Raw genomic sequence first — 15,925 nt, 5'->3', positions numbered from 1 at the left:
GGGGAGCGTCCCCTGGGGCTTCTTGACGTCCACGATCGACTTCGACTCGGTCGGTTTCTCTCTATCTACGTAGTGCTTCGACGGGTTCGATCCGGGATGCTCGCCAGGAGGGGTACAGGCCCGCAAGTAGGCCGGTGAGGAGGCCGATTGCGGGGGCGGCCGCGACTGTGGCCGGGTGGACGACCGGGGTCCAGGCGCGGGCGGCGCTGGTGGTGACGACGGCAATGGTGCCGAGGCTGGTGCCGACCAGGCCGCCGAGGGCGCCGAGGGCGGCGGATTCGGCGAGGAACTGGCCGGCGATGTGGCGGCCGCGGGCGCCCAGGGCGCGGCGGAGGCCGATTTCGCCGGTGCGTTCCATGACGGCGACGAGGGTGGTGTTGGCGATGCCGACCGCGCCGATGACCAGGCAGATCCCGGCCAGCAGGAGGAAGAGGGTGCCCAGGTCGGAGGTGACGTTGTCGCGTAGGGTGCGCGGGTCCGGGGGCGGGATGGTTGTGAAGTAGTCGGGGTGGTCGGGGCGTAGCGCGTACGGGGCCTCGTCGGCGACCTGGCGTGCGGCGCCGAGTTCGGTGGTGACGAGCATGGCGGCGCGCTTGCCGTCTTCGGGCGGGCCCCAGATCTTCTCGGCGGTGGTGCGCGGGATGAGGACGGACAGCAGCAGGTCGGCCTTGCGCTCGGTGTCGGCGAGGATCCCGACCACGGTGAAGGGAACGTCGCCGATGAACACGGCGGGCTGGGTTTCCAGCGTGGTGATGCCCAGCCGAGCGGCCGTGCCTTCGCCGATGACGGCGACCTGTTCGGCGCGGGAGTCGTGGAAGGTGTCCCAGGCACGGCCCTCCGCGAAGGTCGCGCCCGCGGCGGGCAGCAGTCCGGCGGACGCGCCGACGACCTGGACGGGTTGGCCGCCCGCGTCGCGCCCGACCGGTGCGGCGCGGACGGTGGCACCGGTCGGCAGGCGTACCGGCCAATACACGCCGGCGCCGGTCACGCCGTTGAGCGCGCGGACCCGGGCGTCGGCGTCGGGGGTGAACGCGAGCGGCAGCATCGCCGCGTTCGTGCCGCCGGTGTCGTCGACGCCGATCTCGGTGGCGGTCAGCTCGTTGAACCGCTCGTCGATCTGGCCGGTCGCTGTCGCGGTCAGGCCGAGGACGGCGACGAACGTGCCGACGCCGAGGACGGTGCCCAGCGCGGTCAGGACCGAGCGGGCCGGGCGCTGCAGCATCCCTGCGGCGGCCTCGGTCAGCAGGTCTCGCATGCGCAGTCGGGACTTGGGGACGGACGGCGCCACCTCCGGCTCGGCGTGAAGGCCGGTCACGCGTAAGCCTGTTCGGTCAGCAGCCCGTCGCGAATGGTCAGTGTGCGGGTGCCGCGCGCGGCGACCTGCGGGTCGTGGGTGATCAGCATGACCGTCATCCCGGCGGCGTGCAGTTCGTCGAGCAGGTCCAGGACGTCGGCGGCGGTGGCCGTGTCCAGGTTGCCGGTCGGCTCGTCGCACAGCAGCAGTGCGGGGCGCGGCGCCAACGCGCGTGCGATCGCGACGCGTTGCCGCTCCCCGCCGGACAACGTCGTCGGCAGCGCGTGCAGCCGGTGCCCGAGTCCGACCCGGACCAGCGCGGCCCGGGCCCGCTCGGCGCGTTCACGGCGCGGCAGGCCGCCGTACAGCATGCCGAGTTCGACGTTCTCCAGCGCACCGCGGTGCGCGAGGAGGTGGAACGCCTGGAACACGAACCCGATGCGCGAGCCGCGTACGGCGGTGCGCTCGGCGTCCTTCAGCGCGCCGGTGTCGACGCCGTCGAGCACGTACCGGCCCGAGGACGGGCGGTCGAGCAGACCCGCGACGTTCAGGAACGTCGACTTGCCCGAGCCCGACGGACCCACGATCGTCACGAACTCCCCGCGCTCCACCCGCAGATCGACCGGGAGCAGGGCCGGGACCGGCGGCGGGCCTGGGTACGTGAGCCCGACGCCGTGGAAGGCGATGACCGGGCTCATCCGGCACCACCCGACGAGGTCCCCGGGCCACCGGCCGGAGCCCCGCCCCGCCCACCGCCGTCGGAGTCCGTGCGGGTGCGCTTGACGCCGACCACCACGCGGTCGCCCGGCGTCAGTCGCCCGCCGCCAGCCGGTGTGACCTGCACGAAGCCGTCCCCGGTCGGGCCGGGGCGCACCTCGACCCGGTGCTGCCCGCCGTCCGCCGCCAGCACGGTCACCACGGTGCGGCCGTCGGCCCCGGCGGAGACCGCCGACAGCGGCACGACCAGCACCTCACCGTCGGACGACGCCGCCTCGACGGTCAGCCGGACGTCCTGGCCCGCGAGTTTCGGGTCCAGGGGGCTGGTCGGCGCCACCACCATCTCGAACGTCCGTCCGGTGGACGCGCCCGCGCCCGCGCCCCGCCCGTCGGTGTCGTTCGGGACGGTGGGCGTGTCCGCCACCGAGGCCACCGTCCCCTCGGCCTCGACCCCGGTCAGCTCGGAGAGCAGCCTGACCTTCATGCCCGGCCGCACCAGGCCCTTCTCGTGCGGCGCCAGCTGCCCTTTCGCGACCAGTGCGCCGGCCGAGATCGTCACGGCCTTCTCCTTCACCTCGCCGCCGACCCGGGCGCCGACCGCGTCCACCCGGCCCGGGAATCCTTTGAGGAACACGACCTCGGCGGCCGGCACCATCGCCCCGGCCTTGGCCTGCAGATCCGCGAGGTCCTTTCGCGCCTTGGCCAGGTCCTCGTCGGCGTAGGCGGACTGCTGTTCGGCGGCCTTGACCGGGTCCGCCCCGGGACCACCGCTCGCGGGTCCCGAGGGCGGCGGGGAGGCCTGCTTCGCGGCGGCCCGCGCCGAGGCCAGCGCGTCCTTGGCGGTCTTGGCGGCCCGCTCGGCCTGCGTCACACGGTCCTGCGCGCCCTTGAGCTGTTCGTCGCCCGCGTCCGGCGACCTGGGTGGCTCGTATCCGAGTCGCCGGTACAGGTCCTCGACCGCTTTGCGGGTGCCGGTTCCGTACGAACCATCCTTGTCCGCACCGGATTTCAGTCCGAGAGCAGCCAGCGCCGCCTGCAACTGGGCGACGTCCTTGCCCTCGGCGCCGGGCTTCAGGTCCCGGTACACCGGCACCTCACCGGGCAGCACAAACACCGGCCGCCCGGATATCTCCAGCAGCACCTGCCCGGGCTTCAGCACGTCGCCGGCCGTCACCCGCACTCCGGTCACCACAGGCTTGCCGGCCGCGTCCTTGCCTCCGCCGCCCTGCGGCGCGACCTCCACCGTCTGCGCCGCCGCGACCTGTCCGCGCAGCACCACGGTGTCGGTCAGCCGCCGCGATTCGACCGGCGCTGTGATCACCGACGGAGCCGGCGGGTCCGCCTCCGCGGCCCGCTCCGCAGGCGACTTGATGAACCGCGCCGCGGCGACGCCCGCTCCGGCGAGCACGACGGCGATCACCACCACCCACGCGAGCGCGCGGCCACGCCTGCGGCGCAGGGGCTGGACGGGTTCCGACTCGGACGCCCCGGCAGGGGGTCCGCCGAGGCCGGTGCGGCCGGGTCGGCTCCGGAGGTCTGCCATGCTCTCGCTTCCGTAGCTGTGCGTGGTGTGCCCTCAGCGTTCCGGCGCGTCGGCGGTCGACGGTGCGCCGGCACTTCGCGCCGCGCCTGTCAGCGGCCGGCGAGTACGGTCAGCGCCTCGTGCTGCACGGTCTCCAGGTGATTCTTGTATGCCTGCAGGGCTTGGGCGTTCTGCTCGATGAACCGCTGCTCGTACGCGGATTCGACGGCGAACCAGAGGTTGACGAGGTTCACCGACTGCCGGCACTCCAGGTCCGCGGCGGCGGTGACGAGTTCCTGCTGGGGAACGGCGTCGCCCGCGGACGGGAAGGCGTCGTTGGCATCCCACGGAGACTTGTAGGAGAAGCCTCGCCCCTTCATGCACGAACTCCAGGCTGCGAAGGCCTTGACCACCCGGCTGTCCTCCTCCGCCAAGTCGCTCGCCTGGTGGACGAGTTGCTCGACGAGGTCCCGGCCGGCACCCGACGTGCCCTTGGCCAGTTTTGCGATCGCCTGCCCGGAGCAACCGCCACCCGCGGCCGCCTGCCCGATCGGCGCGTTCTGCGCCTTCCCGCTCCACGCCTCCATCTGCGCCGGAGTCACGGGGTTCGAGGGCGGTTTCGGCTCGGGCGGCTTGATCGGCGGGGGAATGCGGTAACCCCATTGCCGGACCTCCGCCTCGATGAATATTCCGTATCGCCGGGAATTGGCGGTGTCGTCGTCCTGCTGCTGCGCCAACGGGAGGATCTGCCAGTCGAATCCGAGACCGCGCATGCAGTCGCGCCCCAGTGTCTGTACGGCGAGCCATGTATTGCCCCGCTGCGCGAGCGTCTCCCGATATGCGTCGAGTGGCAGCTTGATGTCCTTCTCGGCACGCAGCACGGGCATCGGGCCCAGTGCCGGCTCGGCCTGCTTGTCCGCGCCGCCGCCGCACCCGGCGGACACCATTCCGAACACCAGCGCCGCCGCACCGACGGCCAGTCGCCTCACGCCGTCCCCTTCCCCCGGAGGGCGCGCCCCGACCAGGCAACCCTGACCGGGGCGCGCTGTTCGTTCAGCTCCAGATGATGGAGCTGGTCAGGTCGTTCATGCCGTTCATGTTGCCGATGTAGGGCTGGTATCCGCCCCAATATCCGCTGCGCCTACCCGAGCCGTCGAGGTTGTGGAGGTCGTAGTGGTCGTTCTGGCAGTACGACCAGGTCTCGAACGACGTGATCTTGTTGTTGGCGGTCGAGCTGCCCAGATCCGCCCACCCGGCGCTCTGGCCGGTGTTGCACGGGTTCCAGCTCCAGAAACGGTACTGGTCACCGCCCCGGTTGATGTGCTCGTACTCGGAACTCAGGTGCACGCCGCCGGCGCCGTAGTCGTAGACCGAGGCGGACGCCGGTGAACCGACAAGAGTCAGCGAGAACAGCGCCGCGCTCGCGGCAAGCGACGCGGCAATCCTTCGAGAACGCATGAATCCCCCTGTGCATATTCGGAAGGTCATGTTCCGGGATATGGCTCCGGCCGCCGAACCAGCGGCGACCGAAGGGATCTTGGCATTCATCCAAATGCCTTACAACCAGTTGGATGAAGTTGATCACGCGACGAAGGTCACAGCGGAAAGTTGCATTCCGGGTGTCGAAAGTCCGCCGCTGCCGGACATAGGCACGGCCGACTACTGCGATGTGGTTCCGGTGGTGAACACCCCTGCGATCGCGGCGGCGAGGGCGGCGTCGGCGGCTTGGGTGGCGGTGGTGTCGTCCAGGGGGTCGCCGGTGGCGAGGAGGCGGTAGTAGAGGGGGGCGGAGACGGCGCGGATGACCTCGTGGGGGTCGGTGTCGGTGGGGAGTTCGCCTCGGGTGACGGCGGCGTCGACGCAGCCGGCCCATTCGGCGATGCGGATCGCGTAGAAGCGGTTGAGGGCTTCGGTGGTGCGGGGGTCGCCGGTGGCGGCGGCGATGACGGCTTTGAAGAGCGGGCCCTGGCGGGGGTCGGTGAGGGTGCGGACGACGAGGCGGGCGTTGGCGCGGAGGTCGTCGCGCAGGTTGCCGGTGTCGGTGCGGGCGACGGATTCCTCGGCCATGTGCGCGAGGAGGTCGGCGACGAGTCCGGTGGTGGTGGACCAGCGCCGGTAGACGGTGGTCTTGCCGACGTCGGCGCGGCGGGCGACGTCGGCGAGGTCGAGGCGGTCGAAGCCGTGTTCGGCGAGTGCGTCGCCGGCGGCGCGCATGACGGCTTCGCGGACGCGGGCGGTCCGGCCGCCGGGCCGGGTGGGGCGGGGATCCGCGTCCGTGGCCATAACGGGACTCCTGTTCCATTAAGAGTGTCAAAGGTGTTACGGTGATCCTACCTTAACGGGACGCTAGAACCATTAAGGCGTGGGCGGCCCCTGCCCGCGCCCCGGCGTCCCGCGCCTGGCCGCACCCCGCACCCCGCGTCCAGTCCCTGCCCGCTCTCCCACGTCCCCTGCCTGCCCGAAAGGGAGTACTTGTCATGTCCGCGGTTCTGGAGAACCCCGCATATACAGCCGACGTCCCCGTCCGGATGACGGGGCGTCAAAAGCTTGTGCTCACCCTGCTCCTCGGCGCCCAGTTCATGGTCGCCGTGGACTTCTCGATCCTGAACGTCGCCCTCCCCGCCGTCGGGAAAGGCCTCGGCTTCTCGCTCGCGAACCTCCAGTGGATCGCCACCGCGTTCGCCCTCGCCGCGGCCGGATTCACGCTGCTGTTCGGCCGCGTCGCCGATCTGGTCGGACGCAAGCGGCTGTTCATCGGTGGCATGGCCGTCCTCGGCCTGTCCTCGGCGCTCGGCGGGCTCGCCACGTCGCCCGAAGTCCTGCTCGTGGCAAGGGTGGTGCAGGGTCTGGCCACCGCCGCCGTGACTCCGGCCGGGCTGGCGCTGCTGACCACCGCGTTCAAGGAGGGTCCGCTGCGTGAGCGCGCGCTCGGCCTCAACGGCGCGCTCATGTCGGCAGGGTTCACCGCCGGGGCGATCCTCGGCGGGCTGCTGTCCGATCTGCTCTCGTGGCGCTGGGCGTTCTTCATCAATGTGCCGGTTGCGGCGGTGATTGTTGTGCTCGCTCCGTCAGTGATCACCGACTCAAGTCCCGTACGTCGCCCGAGGCTTGACGTGCCCGGTGCGGTGTCCGTCACCGGCGGCCTGCTCCTGCTCGTGTTCGGGCTCACGCAGGCGGGGGAGAGCGGTTGGACGAAGCCCGCCACGCTCGCGTCGCTCGTCGCCGGACTCGTCCTGCTGGTCGCGTTTTGGTTCGTCGAACAGCACGCTGCCGAGCCGCTCGTCCCCACCCGCGTCCTCAAGCGCCGCAACGTCATCTGGGGCAACGCCGCAGGCCTCATCGCCTTCGTGACCGAGACGTCGCTCGTGTTCCTCCTGACGCTCTACCTGCAGGAGGTGCTGGGCTACACGCCGCTGGCCACCGGCCTCGCGTTCGGCGTGCTGGGTGTCGGCACGGTGCTCGGCGGCACCCTCGGTGGGCGCGCGGTGGGGCGGTTCGGCAACCGGGCCACGATCGTGTTCGGCGGCGTCGTTCAGGCGGTGGCGACGCTCGCCCTGGTCGCGCTCGGGACGTCCGGCGCGTGGATCTGGCTGCTGCTCACTGCGACGTTCGTCGGCGGCGTGGGCAACATGCTGGTGATCGTCGGCTTCATGGTCACCGCGACGTCCGGACTCCCGGACGAGGAGCAGGGCCTGGCCACCGGCCTCGCCACCATGACGCAGCAGGTCGGCATCACGCTCGGCATCCCGGTGATGAGCGCGATCGCCACGGCCGGCGCGGGCGGTTCGACCGCCACCGACGCGGTGCTGTCCGGCGTGACGACCGCGATCCTCGTCAACGCGCTGCTCGTTCTCCTCGGGGCCCTGCTGGCCGGGGCGTTCCTCGGACGGCGCCGCACCGACCGCGACGCGTGACGACCGCCGGAGGGCGGGCTGGGCCAGCGGCCCGACCCGCCCCCGCCGTCCGTTACATCGGCACGTCCAGCAGCAGCCGCCCGTCGCTCGTCCGGACCTCGACGTGGTCCAGCGCGGCCGCAGGCATGGACGAGCCGCCGTGGAACGTCAGCGGGTCCGGGTGCTCCGGCGTCCCGTAACCCGCCGGCGGCACCTGCCAGTTGCCGATCGTCTCGCGGCTGCCGTCCTTGCCGACGGCGATCATGTCGCAGCGCAACGGGCCGCGTACGCCGCTCAGTTGCAGCCCGATGTGGCTGCCCCAACCACGGCTCTCCACCGCGATGAACCCGGTCGAGCCGTCCACGCCGCCCGCCACACCCTGCCCGGGGTGCCGTTCGCCCGTCATCGGCAGGTCCGCGGACGGGTGCGCGGAGGCGTCCCGGTGCTCCGCGCCGAAGCCGCCGCCGAGGGCGACGCCGGACACGACCAGCACGGCCGCCGCCGCGGCGCCCGCCACGCTCAGCGCCACCCGCCGCCGCAGCCGGGTGCGCCGGTACGCGGCCAGGTCCACCGGCCCCCCGACGGTGCCCTCGACGGCGCCCTCGACGACGAAAAGGTCCGGCTCCTCACCGCGCGCGACCTCCTCGCGGACCGCGGCGCGGAACCGGGCCGCGGCCGCCTCGTCGACGCGCCCGCCCGGTGGCCCGAAAACGTCCGCGTCCGCCTCCGCGGACAGCGCCAGCAGCGCGGCCGTGTCCCCGAGTTCGCCGAGTTCGTGCCGGCAGCGCGCGCAGCCCGCGAGGTGTGCTTCGAACGCCGCGCTCTCGCCCGGATCCAGGAGGCCGAGCGCGTACGCCGCGACGTCGGTGTGCTCGACAGGGTCGGTCATGCCGGCCTCCTTTCACGCGGAACCACGGTGACAACGGTGCGGGTCGACGGAGGAATTCCCCTCTGTTAGCGGGTACGGACGCGGGGCCGCCCGGGTTCAACGCGGGCCCCCACGACCGCTGTACGCGCGCTCCGGGCATGCCGGAGGCGGCGGCCCGGCCGGGCCGCCGCCTCACGTGTCACAGATCCTTCGGTTGTTCGGCGCCCCGCGCGAGGGCGGGCCGCGGTACTTCTAGGGCATCTGCCCGGGCATCTCCCGGCCGCCGCCGGTCGTCGGACCCGAGCCCGCCGCGTGGCGGCCGGTGGTCGCGCCCGACTGCCATTCGGCCGCTTCTTCGCGGCCCATGGGTTCTTCCATGCCCTGCGACACACTCCATCGTGCGGTCAGTGCGTACAGGACGACGATGTCCAGGGCGATCACGATGGTCGACCACAGCGGGACGGCCGCCAGGAACGCGATCTGGCCGATGATGTTGAGGACAGCCAGCCCGATAGCCACGAACCGGGCCCACGTCTGGCCGGTCAGCAGCCCCATGCCCGCCGCCAGTTGGACGGCGGCGAAGCACAGCAGGATGACGCCCCACGTCGTGTAGCTCCGGAGCAAGAGATCGTCGCCGGAAGCCGTCACGAAGTAACCGTCGCGGAACAACGATGTCAACCCCTGCATCAGGTTGAGCACACCCAGGGTCAGCAGCGCGAATGCTGCGAACGCCACCCACCCTGACCAGGCGTTGAACCCGCTCGACTTGCGTGCCATGGCATGCTCCCTACTGCGTCCGTTCGGTCGCCTTCAACCCCACGGTAGTCCGATTTGTATGGATTTGCCCGGCGGATAGGAAAGGCGGCCCGAACAGCCCGCGGGAAGCGCCGACGGCCCGGTCCGCGGGGGACCGGGCCGTCGCTCGGGATGTATCGCAGTCGGGGCCGACAGATTGTCGAAGGAGGCGTCCGCGGCGCCGAAAAGGCGCCCTGGACAGGGGTGCGGGAGGAGACCCATCCGCTTCTCGCGGATCCTGATTGCGCGGTGCGCGGTCAACGAGGACCGCTTCCCCGCGTCTCTCTCGTGCGGGCTCCTCCCGGTCCCTCCAGTAGACCCCCAACCCGCCGCCTGTGCAAAGCGCTCTTACCGGATATTCCGGACGAATTCCCTGCGCGGCGGGTGGACGGCGTACGCGGATCAGTCGCCCTGCGGGCCGTCACCGTTGGACGACTGGCCCTGCGCGGTCGCCTGCTGCTCGGCGACCTTGCGCTTGACCTCGCCCATGTCGAGGTTCTGCGCCTGCGAGATCAGGTCGACCAGCGCCGCCTCCGGCAGCGCGCCCGGCTGCGCGTAGACCATGACGTTGTCGCGCACCAGCATGATCGTCGGGATCGAGCTGATCGAGAACGCCGCGGCGAGCTCCGGCTGGGCCTCGGTGTCGACCTTGGCGAACACGACGTCAGGGGTGTGCTCCGAGACCCGCTCGAACGTCGGTGCGAACTGGCGGCACGGTCCGCACCAGGCCGCCCAGAAGTCGATGACGGTCAGTCCGTCACCGCTGACGACCTCGTCGAAGTTGTCCTTGGTCAGTTCGACCGTGGCCATGTGCCTCTCCGTCCTGCGTGAATGCTGACGAGCAGTGGAACGATGCGGCGATCCCGCGCATTCCGGGTGCCCCTGACCTGCCCTGCACCCCATCGTGCCCGGTTCCGCGGCAAGCATGTGGCCGCTTCGCGATCAGGAGGCCCGTCCCGCCACGGCCGTCACTCCAGCCCCATAGTCTTTGCCACACAGCGTCACGCCCGCTGGTGCACCCCGCCTCCGGAGGAGTCCCGCCATGCGCTACACCCGCCGCAGTGTCGTCAACCTCACCCCGGCGGAGCCGGGCTGGGATCTGGAACTGAGCCGACCCGGCGTGGAGGCCGTCCTGTGCCCGGTCATCGGCTGGGCGGTGGTGGTCGTCGACACGACCGCCGAAGGCCTCGCCGAGACCGCGATAGAACCCGCGTTCGTGTACGACGGGGCGGTCTTCACCCCCGCCGAATTCGCGAACACCATCGGTGAGTTGGAGTACCAGCTCATCGAGCCGGAGGACTGATCGGACCGGCCGATCACCCGGCGGACGCGTTCGCGGCGTCCGCCGGGTCGGCCTCGGAATTCCCTCCGGCCGGAGGGTCGCCGCCCTCGCCGAACCGGGCCAGCGCCATCGCGCCCGCCACCGCCAGCACGAAGCCGACCGCCGCCACGGGGACGAAGCCGGGCCGGCTGTGGTCGCCGAGGAAGATGATCCCCACCGCGGCCGGCAGCACCGTCTCGCCGACCACCAGCGCCGCGGCGACCGCGGTCACCGCCCCGCCCTGCAGCGCCGTCGCGTACATCAGCAGCGTGACCGCCCCCGCCAGCAGCACCGTCCAGGCCGCCGGGTCGGTCCACAGGTCGCGGATCGCCACATCGGTCACCACGCGCCCCGCGAGCGCGATCAGGCCGAACCCGAGGCCCGCCGTCAGCCCGAGCAGCCGCGACCGCCACGGCTCCGGGCGCCGCGCGGCCCACATCCCGAGCAGCGCGATCACCGCCACCGAGCCGAGCAGCGCGTACCGGAACGCGTCGCCGGTCGCCGACGGCCCCTCGGCCCCCGCGGACAGCCCGAGCAGCGCGAGACCGACGCACACCGCACCCACCGCACCCCATTCACGGCGGCCGAGCGTCACCCCCAGCAGCGGCACCGCGACCACCGCGGTCACCGCGAGGTTCGCCGCCTGCGCCGCCTCGACCGCGAACACCGGGAGCTCCGCCAGCGCGACGAGCTGCGCCGCGAACCCGGCGAGGTCGAGCAGTGTGCCGGCGACGAACGGCCAGGTCTTGAAGACCCGCACCAGCAGCCGCGGGTCGAGCCCCTCGCTCGCGCTCCGCTCGGTCCGCCGTGTGCCGAGCGCCTGGAGCACGGTGGCCACCCCGTAGAAGACGGCGGCGGCGACGGCGGCGATGAGCGAGACGACCATCCGGTCACCGTACGGGGGCGCGGCCCGGATCACGCGGGGAGACACGGGAATGGGACAGTCCCCGGCGTACCGCCAGGCGTGCACACCTGCGCGAGGACGCCCGCAGGCGCGCGACGAGGTCCGCACGCCCGCGTCACACCGCAAGCGGGTCCGCGCGGCGGCGCTCAGCCGTGCCGCGCGGACCCGCCTCGCCCGCTACCTGTGCGTCAGAGACGTCACCGCCCGGTACGCCTGGTCGATCGCCGCGTCCGTGTACGCATAGGCGGCCGAGTCCGCGTTGGCGATCGCGATGCGCCCATAGGTGCGTCGTCCGATGCCGTACGGCAGCTCGTCGTCCGGCCCGATCGGGTCCCACAGCGACGAGTACTCGTACGCGTAGCCGTGCGGCCACCGGTTGACCGTGATCGCCGCGATGTCACGTGCCGGGTCGAACCCTCCTCCGCCGAGGGCCCGCGCCAGCATGTCCCGCAGCTCGCGTTCGTACGTCTCGAAGGTGGTCCGGTAGAGCTCCCCGCGCCCGGCCCGGTGCTGGGTGCGTGCGGGCAGCCCGAGCCCCGGCTTGGTGGGCGCCTTGGAGACGTGCACGACGACCGGCTCGGACGGGTTCTTGGAGAAGTGGTAGTCGCCGAGCGAGACGGGAAAGTCCAGCCCGAACCCGTCCCAGTACATGCCGGGCGTGTTCGTCTCGCCGAGCCCGAGCCGCGCGAAGGCCCGCCAGTTCGTCAGCACCACGTTCGTGTAGACGAGCGGCACCTTCACGCAGTACGCGAGCGCCGCCCGCTGCTCGGCGGGCAGTTCCGGCACGAGGTAGGGCACCATCGTGTTCCAGCACGCCATCACCACCGCGTCGCCCTGCACGGTGTACGTGCGGCCGTCGCGCGCATAGGTGACCTCGACCCCGCGCGGCCGGCCGACCGGCCCGTCGTGCGCGACGTGGACGGCCGTGCTGCCGAGCCGGATGCGCACGCGGTTGAACGGCCGGTCGAGCGCGCTGTAGTCGGCGCGCGCCGTGACGATGTCGCGCATGTTGTGGCCGGGGACGGAACCCGGCACGAGGCTCCGCACGAGCAGCCGCGCCACCGACGCGTTGCCGTCGGGGAAGTGGAAGATGTACGGCTCCTCGGACTCCAGCTCGTGCCGCGGCGTCTTGCCGAGCCCGGGGTACGGCGTCGGGGTGAGCGCGAGGCCGGTGAACCCGGGCTGCCAGGTCGCCCAGCAGTCGAGTGCGGAGACGGCGTCGATGCCGACGCCCCACAGGTCGTGCGTGCCGCGCTGGAAGAGCTGCTGCACCTCGGCGCCCATGTGCAGGACGTCGCGCAGGTACGCCTGGTAGCTCGTCTTGGTGAGCTCGGCCTTCTTCTCGTCGTCGGTCAGGCCCGGCATGGGGTCGGCCTTGTCGGTGAACAGCCTTACCAGGTCGGCGCGTCCGGCTTCGGTGAGCGGCGTGCGGGCGGCGAATCCGGCCGGGTCGTCGTAGGGGCTGCCGACCACGAGCGCGTCGGTGCCGTACGCCTCGCGGTTGAAGAACGTGCCGCGGCCGAGGCCCCAGCGCTCCTCGAACTTGTCGTCGTAGGCCTTGTAGAAGGCGTCGGTGTCGACGCCGATCGCCTTGATGAGGCCGATCGCCTCGCGGCTGTACGTCGCGGGCCCGTCGATCGACTGGGTGCCGCCGTAGCCGAGCAGCCGCTTGCCGCCGACGGTGAACTCGTTGCGGCGCGCGTGGCCGCCGAAGTCGTCGTGGTTGTCGAGGACGAGGATCCGCGCGTCGCGGCCGTGCCGCTCGCGGAAGAAGTACGCGGCGGCCAGGCCGCTGATGCCGCCGCCCACCACGATCAGGTCGTAGCGCTCGCCGGTGGGCACGGTGCGCCCCGGCTGAAACGATCCATCACGAACCGCGTGAGCGGTCTCGAACGATCCGGGCTGACTGCCGCGCAGCCCGGTCAGCGCCGGCGGGTACGGCCCGGGCGGCACCCCGTGCCGGTCGCCCGTGTCGGTGGTGCCGCCGTCGGACCCGGCCCCCGCGCCGGTGTCCGCGGCCGCCGCCCCGGCGAACCCGGGCAGCTGCATGGCGGCCAGTGTCCCTGCCGTGACCGCCATGCCGTTGAGGAAGTCCCGGCGCGCGATGCGCCGGTGCATGCCGAGCTCGCGGTCGCGCGCCGGGTCGGGCGCGCTCGGTTCGGGTGCGGAGAACGTCGTTGCTGGATTCGGTTCGTGGTTCGGGGCGGAAGAGGTCTCGGGCATGGTGGCCCTTCTCTCGTTCGTGATTCCGGTGGGATGGTTCCTGGCCGGGGAGAACGAACAGACCCTGCTGTCGCCGGATTCGGCGTCAGGCCTTGACGCGGTTGCGCCTCCCCAGGAGCTGGGAGCCGAGCACGACGAGCACCGAGATGATCAGCATCGCCGAGCCGATCACGTTGATCTGCGGGGGAGTTCCACGCTGCGACGCGCCCCAGACGTACATCGGGAACGTCACGGTGTCGGGACCCGCGTTGAAGTTGGTGATGATGAAGTCGTCGAAGGACAGCGCGAACGCGAGCATCGCGCCGGCCGCGATGCCGGGGGCGGCGAGCGGCAGCGTGACGCGCAGGAACACCTGGACCGGCGTCGCGTACAGGTCCTTGGCGGCCTCTTCGAGCGTCGCGTCCATGCCGAGCACGCGTGCCTTGACGGCCGTGACGACGAAGCTGATGCAGAACGTGATGTGCGCGAGCAGGATCGTCGTGAAGCCCGCCTCCATGCCGATGCTCAGGAAGAGCATGCCGATCGACGCGGCCATCACGATCTCCGGCATCGCCATCGGCAGGAAGATCATCGAGTTGACGAAGCCCCGGGCGCGGAACCGGTAGCGGGCCAGTGCGAACGCCACGAGCGTGCCGAGCACTGTCGCGAACACCGTCGCCAGGATGGCGATCTTGAAGCTCAGCTGGACGGAGTCGCACATGCCGGCGACACCGCACGGGTCGGTCCAGGCCTTCGTCGAGAAGTGGTCCCACTCGAAGTTGTACTTGCCGGCAGGGTCGTTGAACGAGAAGACGATGACGACGATGTTCGGCGCGATCGAGTAGACGAGCGTCGCGAGGCCCGCGATCACCACCAGGTTGCGGCGCAGCCACCTCATACCAGGTCCTCCGTCCCGGCCTTGCGGATGTAGAACGTGACGATCGCGAGGATGACCGCCATCAGCACGAACGACAGCGCGGCGGCCGTCGGGTAGTCGTGCACCTTGAGGTAGCGCGCCTGAATGGCGTTGCCGACCATGGTCTCGCGTGGATTTCCGAGCAACTGCGCGTTGATGTAGTCGCCGGACGCGGGGATGAACGTCAGCAGCGTCCCGCCGACCACGCCCGGCATGGACAGCGGCAGCGTGACCCGGCGGAACGTCGCGGCCGGGCTCGCGTACAGGTCCTGCGCGGCCTCGTGCAGGCGCGGGTCGATGCGCTCGAGCGAGGCGTACAGCGGCAGGATCATGAACGGCAGGAAGTTGTACGTCAGTCCGGTCACCACCGCCAGCGGCGTGGCCAGCACGCGGTCGCCCTCGGTGAGCCCGAGGTTCGCGGTGACGTCGGTGATGTGGACCGCGTTGAGGAAGCCCACCACCGTCCCGTGGTCGGACAGGATCGTCTTCCAGGCGAGCGTGCGCACCAGGAAGCTGGTGAAGAACGGCGCGATGACCAGCACCAGCAGCAGGTTCCGCCAGCGGCCCGCGCGGAACGCGATGGTGTACGCGAGCGGGTAGGCCAGGATCAGGCACAGCACGGTCGCCGCGCCCGCGTAGTAGAGCGAGCGCAGGAAGTGCTCGTCGTACAGGTTCCAGGCGTGGCTGAACGTGCCCCACGACCAGGTGAGCGTGAAGTTGTCCTCGAGCGAGCCGGAGGAGACCGACATCTTCGCCTGGTAGTACAGCGGGATCAGGAAGAAGAAGATCAGCCAGCCGATGCCAGGAAGCAGCAACAGGTAGGGCATGCGCCGCAGTTCGCGTACGACCGAGCGCACGGCGGCGACCGTCGCGGCCCAGGCGCGGGCGGCGAACGAGCCGTCCGGCCCGGCCCGTTCGGGCTCGGGGGCGGCCGGCCCGGGCGCGGCCTTGGCGAGCGTGGCGCTCACAGCGCGCCCTCCCCGGTGCCGGCGTCCAGGTCCTGCGCGGGGTCGAGGCCGAAGCCGTGCCGGGCGCTCCAGTGGAGCACGACCTCGTCGCCGGGGACCGGGCGTTCGTCGTCGCGGTTCTGCGAGAAGACCACCAGCTCGGCGCCTTCGTCGATGCGCACCCGGTACTCGGTGGACACGCCGATGAAGCTCGCCTCGGTGACGACCGCGCGCAGCCGGTTGCGGCCGTCGTCGGGGAGCCCCTCGGCCGATGCCCTTGCGAGGGTGATCTTTTCGGGCCGGACGCCCATGACCAGGCTGTCGCCGGCGGCGGTGCTGCGGGCGGCGGGGAGCGCCATGCGGGTGCCGTGGACGTCGAGGAGGAGGTCGTCACCGGAACGGCCGACCACCTTCGCCGGGAGCAGGTTGGACTGGCCGAGGAAGTTGGCGACGAACGCGGTCCGCGGGGACTCGTACAGCTCCGCCGGCGAGCCGAGCTGCTCGATCACACCGCCGTTCATCACCGCGATCGTGTCGGCCATCGTC

Annotated in this window: 16 protein-coding genes; 2 read left to right on the top strand and 14 right to left on the bottom strand. The window is 71.5% G+C overall.

What is annotated here, in order from left to right; translation table 11 throughout:
• Positions 1–61: 61 nt before the first annotated feature.
• The 6 genes from QI554_RS23975 to QI554_RS23950 all read right to left on the bottom strand — a co-directional run bounded on the left by QI554_RS23975 (position 62) and on the right by QI554_RS23950 (position 5,816).
• Entirely contained in the window at positions 62–1,255 is a 1,194-nt protein-coding gene (locus QI554_RS23975) for an ABC transporter permease (protein WP_281472496.1), read from the bottom strand.
• Between the two features lie 56 nt (positions 1,256–1,311).
• Positions 1,312–1,992: an ABC transporter ATP-binding protein gene (locus QI554_RS23970; RefSeq protein WP_281472279.1), complete on the bottom strand. Its 681-nt coding sequence runs from the start codon at positions 1,990–1,992 to the stop codon at positions 1,312–1,314.
• The gene (locus tag QI554_RS23965) at positions 1,989–3,554 is read right to left on the bottom strand and encodes a peptidoglycan-binding protein (RefSeq protein WP_281472278.1); all 1,566 of its coding nucleotides are present in this window, start codon (positions 3,552–3,554) and stop codon (positions 1,989–1,991) included. Before QI554_RS23965 ends, QI554_RS23970 begins: the two co-directional genes overlap by 4 nt.
• An 89-nt stretch (positions 3,555–3,643) precedes the next feature.
• Positions 3,644–4,522, bottom strand: a complete 879-nt coding sequence (locus tag QI554_RS23960) for a hypothetical protein (RefSeq protein WP_281472277.1) — start codon at positions 4,520–4,522, stop codon at positions 3,644–3,646.
• 64 nt (positions 4,523–4,586) lie between these two features.
• Positions 4,587–4,991 carry a hypothetical protein gene (locus QI554_RS23955; protein ID WP_281472276.1) on the bottom strand — a complete coding sequence of 135 codons (405 nt, stop codon included), beginning with the start codon at positions 4,989–4,991 and terminating at the stop codon, positions 4,587–4,589.
• 201 nt (positions 4,992–5,192) lie between these two features.
• Complete coding sequence (locus tag QI554_RS23950; RefSeq protein WP_281472275.1) at positions 5,193–5,816, bottom strand: TetR/AcrR family transcriptional regulator; 624 nt, start codon at positions 5,814–5,816, stop codon at positions 5,193–5,195.
• A 194-nt stretch (positions 5,817–6,010) separates the two neighbouring features.
• On the opposite strand from QI554_RS23950, the gene QI554_RS23945 reads away from it, so the two are divergent.
• Positions 6,011–7,447 carry an MFS transporter gene (locus tag QI554_RS23945; protein WP_281472274.1) on the top strand — a complete coding sequence of 479 codons (1,437 nt, stop codon included), beginning with the start codon at positions 6,011–6,013 and terminating at the stop codon, positions 7,445–7,447.
• Positions 7,448–7,499: 52 nt separating this feature from the next.
• Here QI554_RS23945 and QI554_RS23940 read toward each other — a convergent pair whose 3' ends face one another.
• From QI554_RS23940 to trxA, 3 genes are all read right to left on the bottom strand, one after another.
• A complete protein-coding gene (locus QI554_RS23940) occupies positions 7,500–8,315 on the bottom strand; it encodes an anti-sigma factor family protein (RefSeq protein WP_281472273.1) in 816 nt (271 codons plus the stop codon).
• Between the two features lie 231 nt (positions 8,316–8,546).
• On the bottom strand, positions 8,547–9,071 hold the full coding sequence (locus QI554_RS23935; protein ID WP_281472272.1) for a DUF7144 family membrane protein: 525 nt from the start codon (positions 9,069–9,071) through the stop codon (positions 8,547–8,549).
• Between the two features lie 420 nt (positions 9,072–9,491).
• Positions 9,492–9,992, bottom strand: coding sequence for a thioredoxin (gene trxA / locus QI554_RS23930; protein ID WP_281472494.1), 501 nt, complete (start codon positions 9,990–9,992; stop codon positions 9,492–9,494).
• 139 nt (positions 9,993–10,131) lie between these two features.
• Here trxA and QI554_RS23925 point away from each other — a divergent pair, with 139 nt between their 5' ends.
• Positions 10,132–10,392: a hypothetical protein gene (locus tag QI554_RS23925; protein ID WP_281472271.1), complete on the top strand. Its 261-nt coding sequence runs from the start codon at positions 10,132–10,134 to the stop codon at positions 10,390–10,392.
• A 13-nt stretch (positions 10,393–10,405) separates the two neighbouring features.
• On the opposite strand, the gene QI554_RS23920 is transcribed toward QI554_RS23925, so the two are convergent.
• The 5 genes from QI554_RS23920 to QI554_RS23900 form a co-directional block, all read right to left on the bottom strand.
• On the bottom strand, positions 10,406–11,296 hold the full coding sequence (locus QI554_RS23920; RefSeq protein WP_281472270.1) for a DMT family protein: 891 nt from the start codon (positions 11,294–11,296) through the stop codon (positions 10,406–10,408).
• A gap of 195 nt (positions 11,297–11,491) precedes the next feature.
• Positions 11,492–13,537: an NAD(P)/FAD-dependent oxidoreductase gene (locus QI554_RS23915; protein ID WP_281472269.1), complete on the bottom strand. Its 2,046-nt coding sequence runs from the start codon at positions 13,535–13,537 to the stop codon at positions 11,492–11,494.
• 85 nt (positions 13,538–13,622) lie between these two features.
• On the bottom strand, positions 13,623–14,414 hold the full coding sequence (locus QI554_RS23910; RefSeq protein ID WP_281472268.1) for an ABC transporter permease: 792 nt from the start codon (positions 14,412–14,414) through the stop codon (positions 13,623–13,625).
• Positions 14,411–15,400, bottom strand: a complete 990-nt coding sequence (locus QI554_RS23905; RefSeq protein ID WP_425528037.1) for an ABC transporter permease — start codon at positions 15,398–15,400, stop codon at positions 14,411–14,413. Before QI554_RS23905 ends, QI554_RS23910 begins: the two co-directional genes overlap by 4 nt.
• A partial coding sequence (locus QI554_RS23900; RefSeq protein ID WP_281472267.1) for a TOBE domain-containing protein occupies positions 15,397–15,925 on the bottom strand: 529 nt, incomplete at its 5' end. The genes QI554_RS23900 and QI554_RS23905, both read right to left, overlap by 4 nt.

The sequence above is a fragment of the Yinghuangia seranimata genome (genome assembly GCF_029953285.1).
Classification (GTDB): Bacteria; Actinomycetota; Actinomycetes; order Streptomycetales; family Streptomycetaceae; genus Yinghuangia; species Yinghuangia seranimata.
This window is presented reverse-complemented; position numbering and strand designations above follow the sequence as displayed.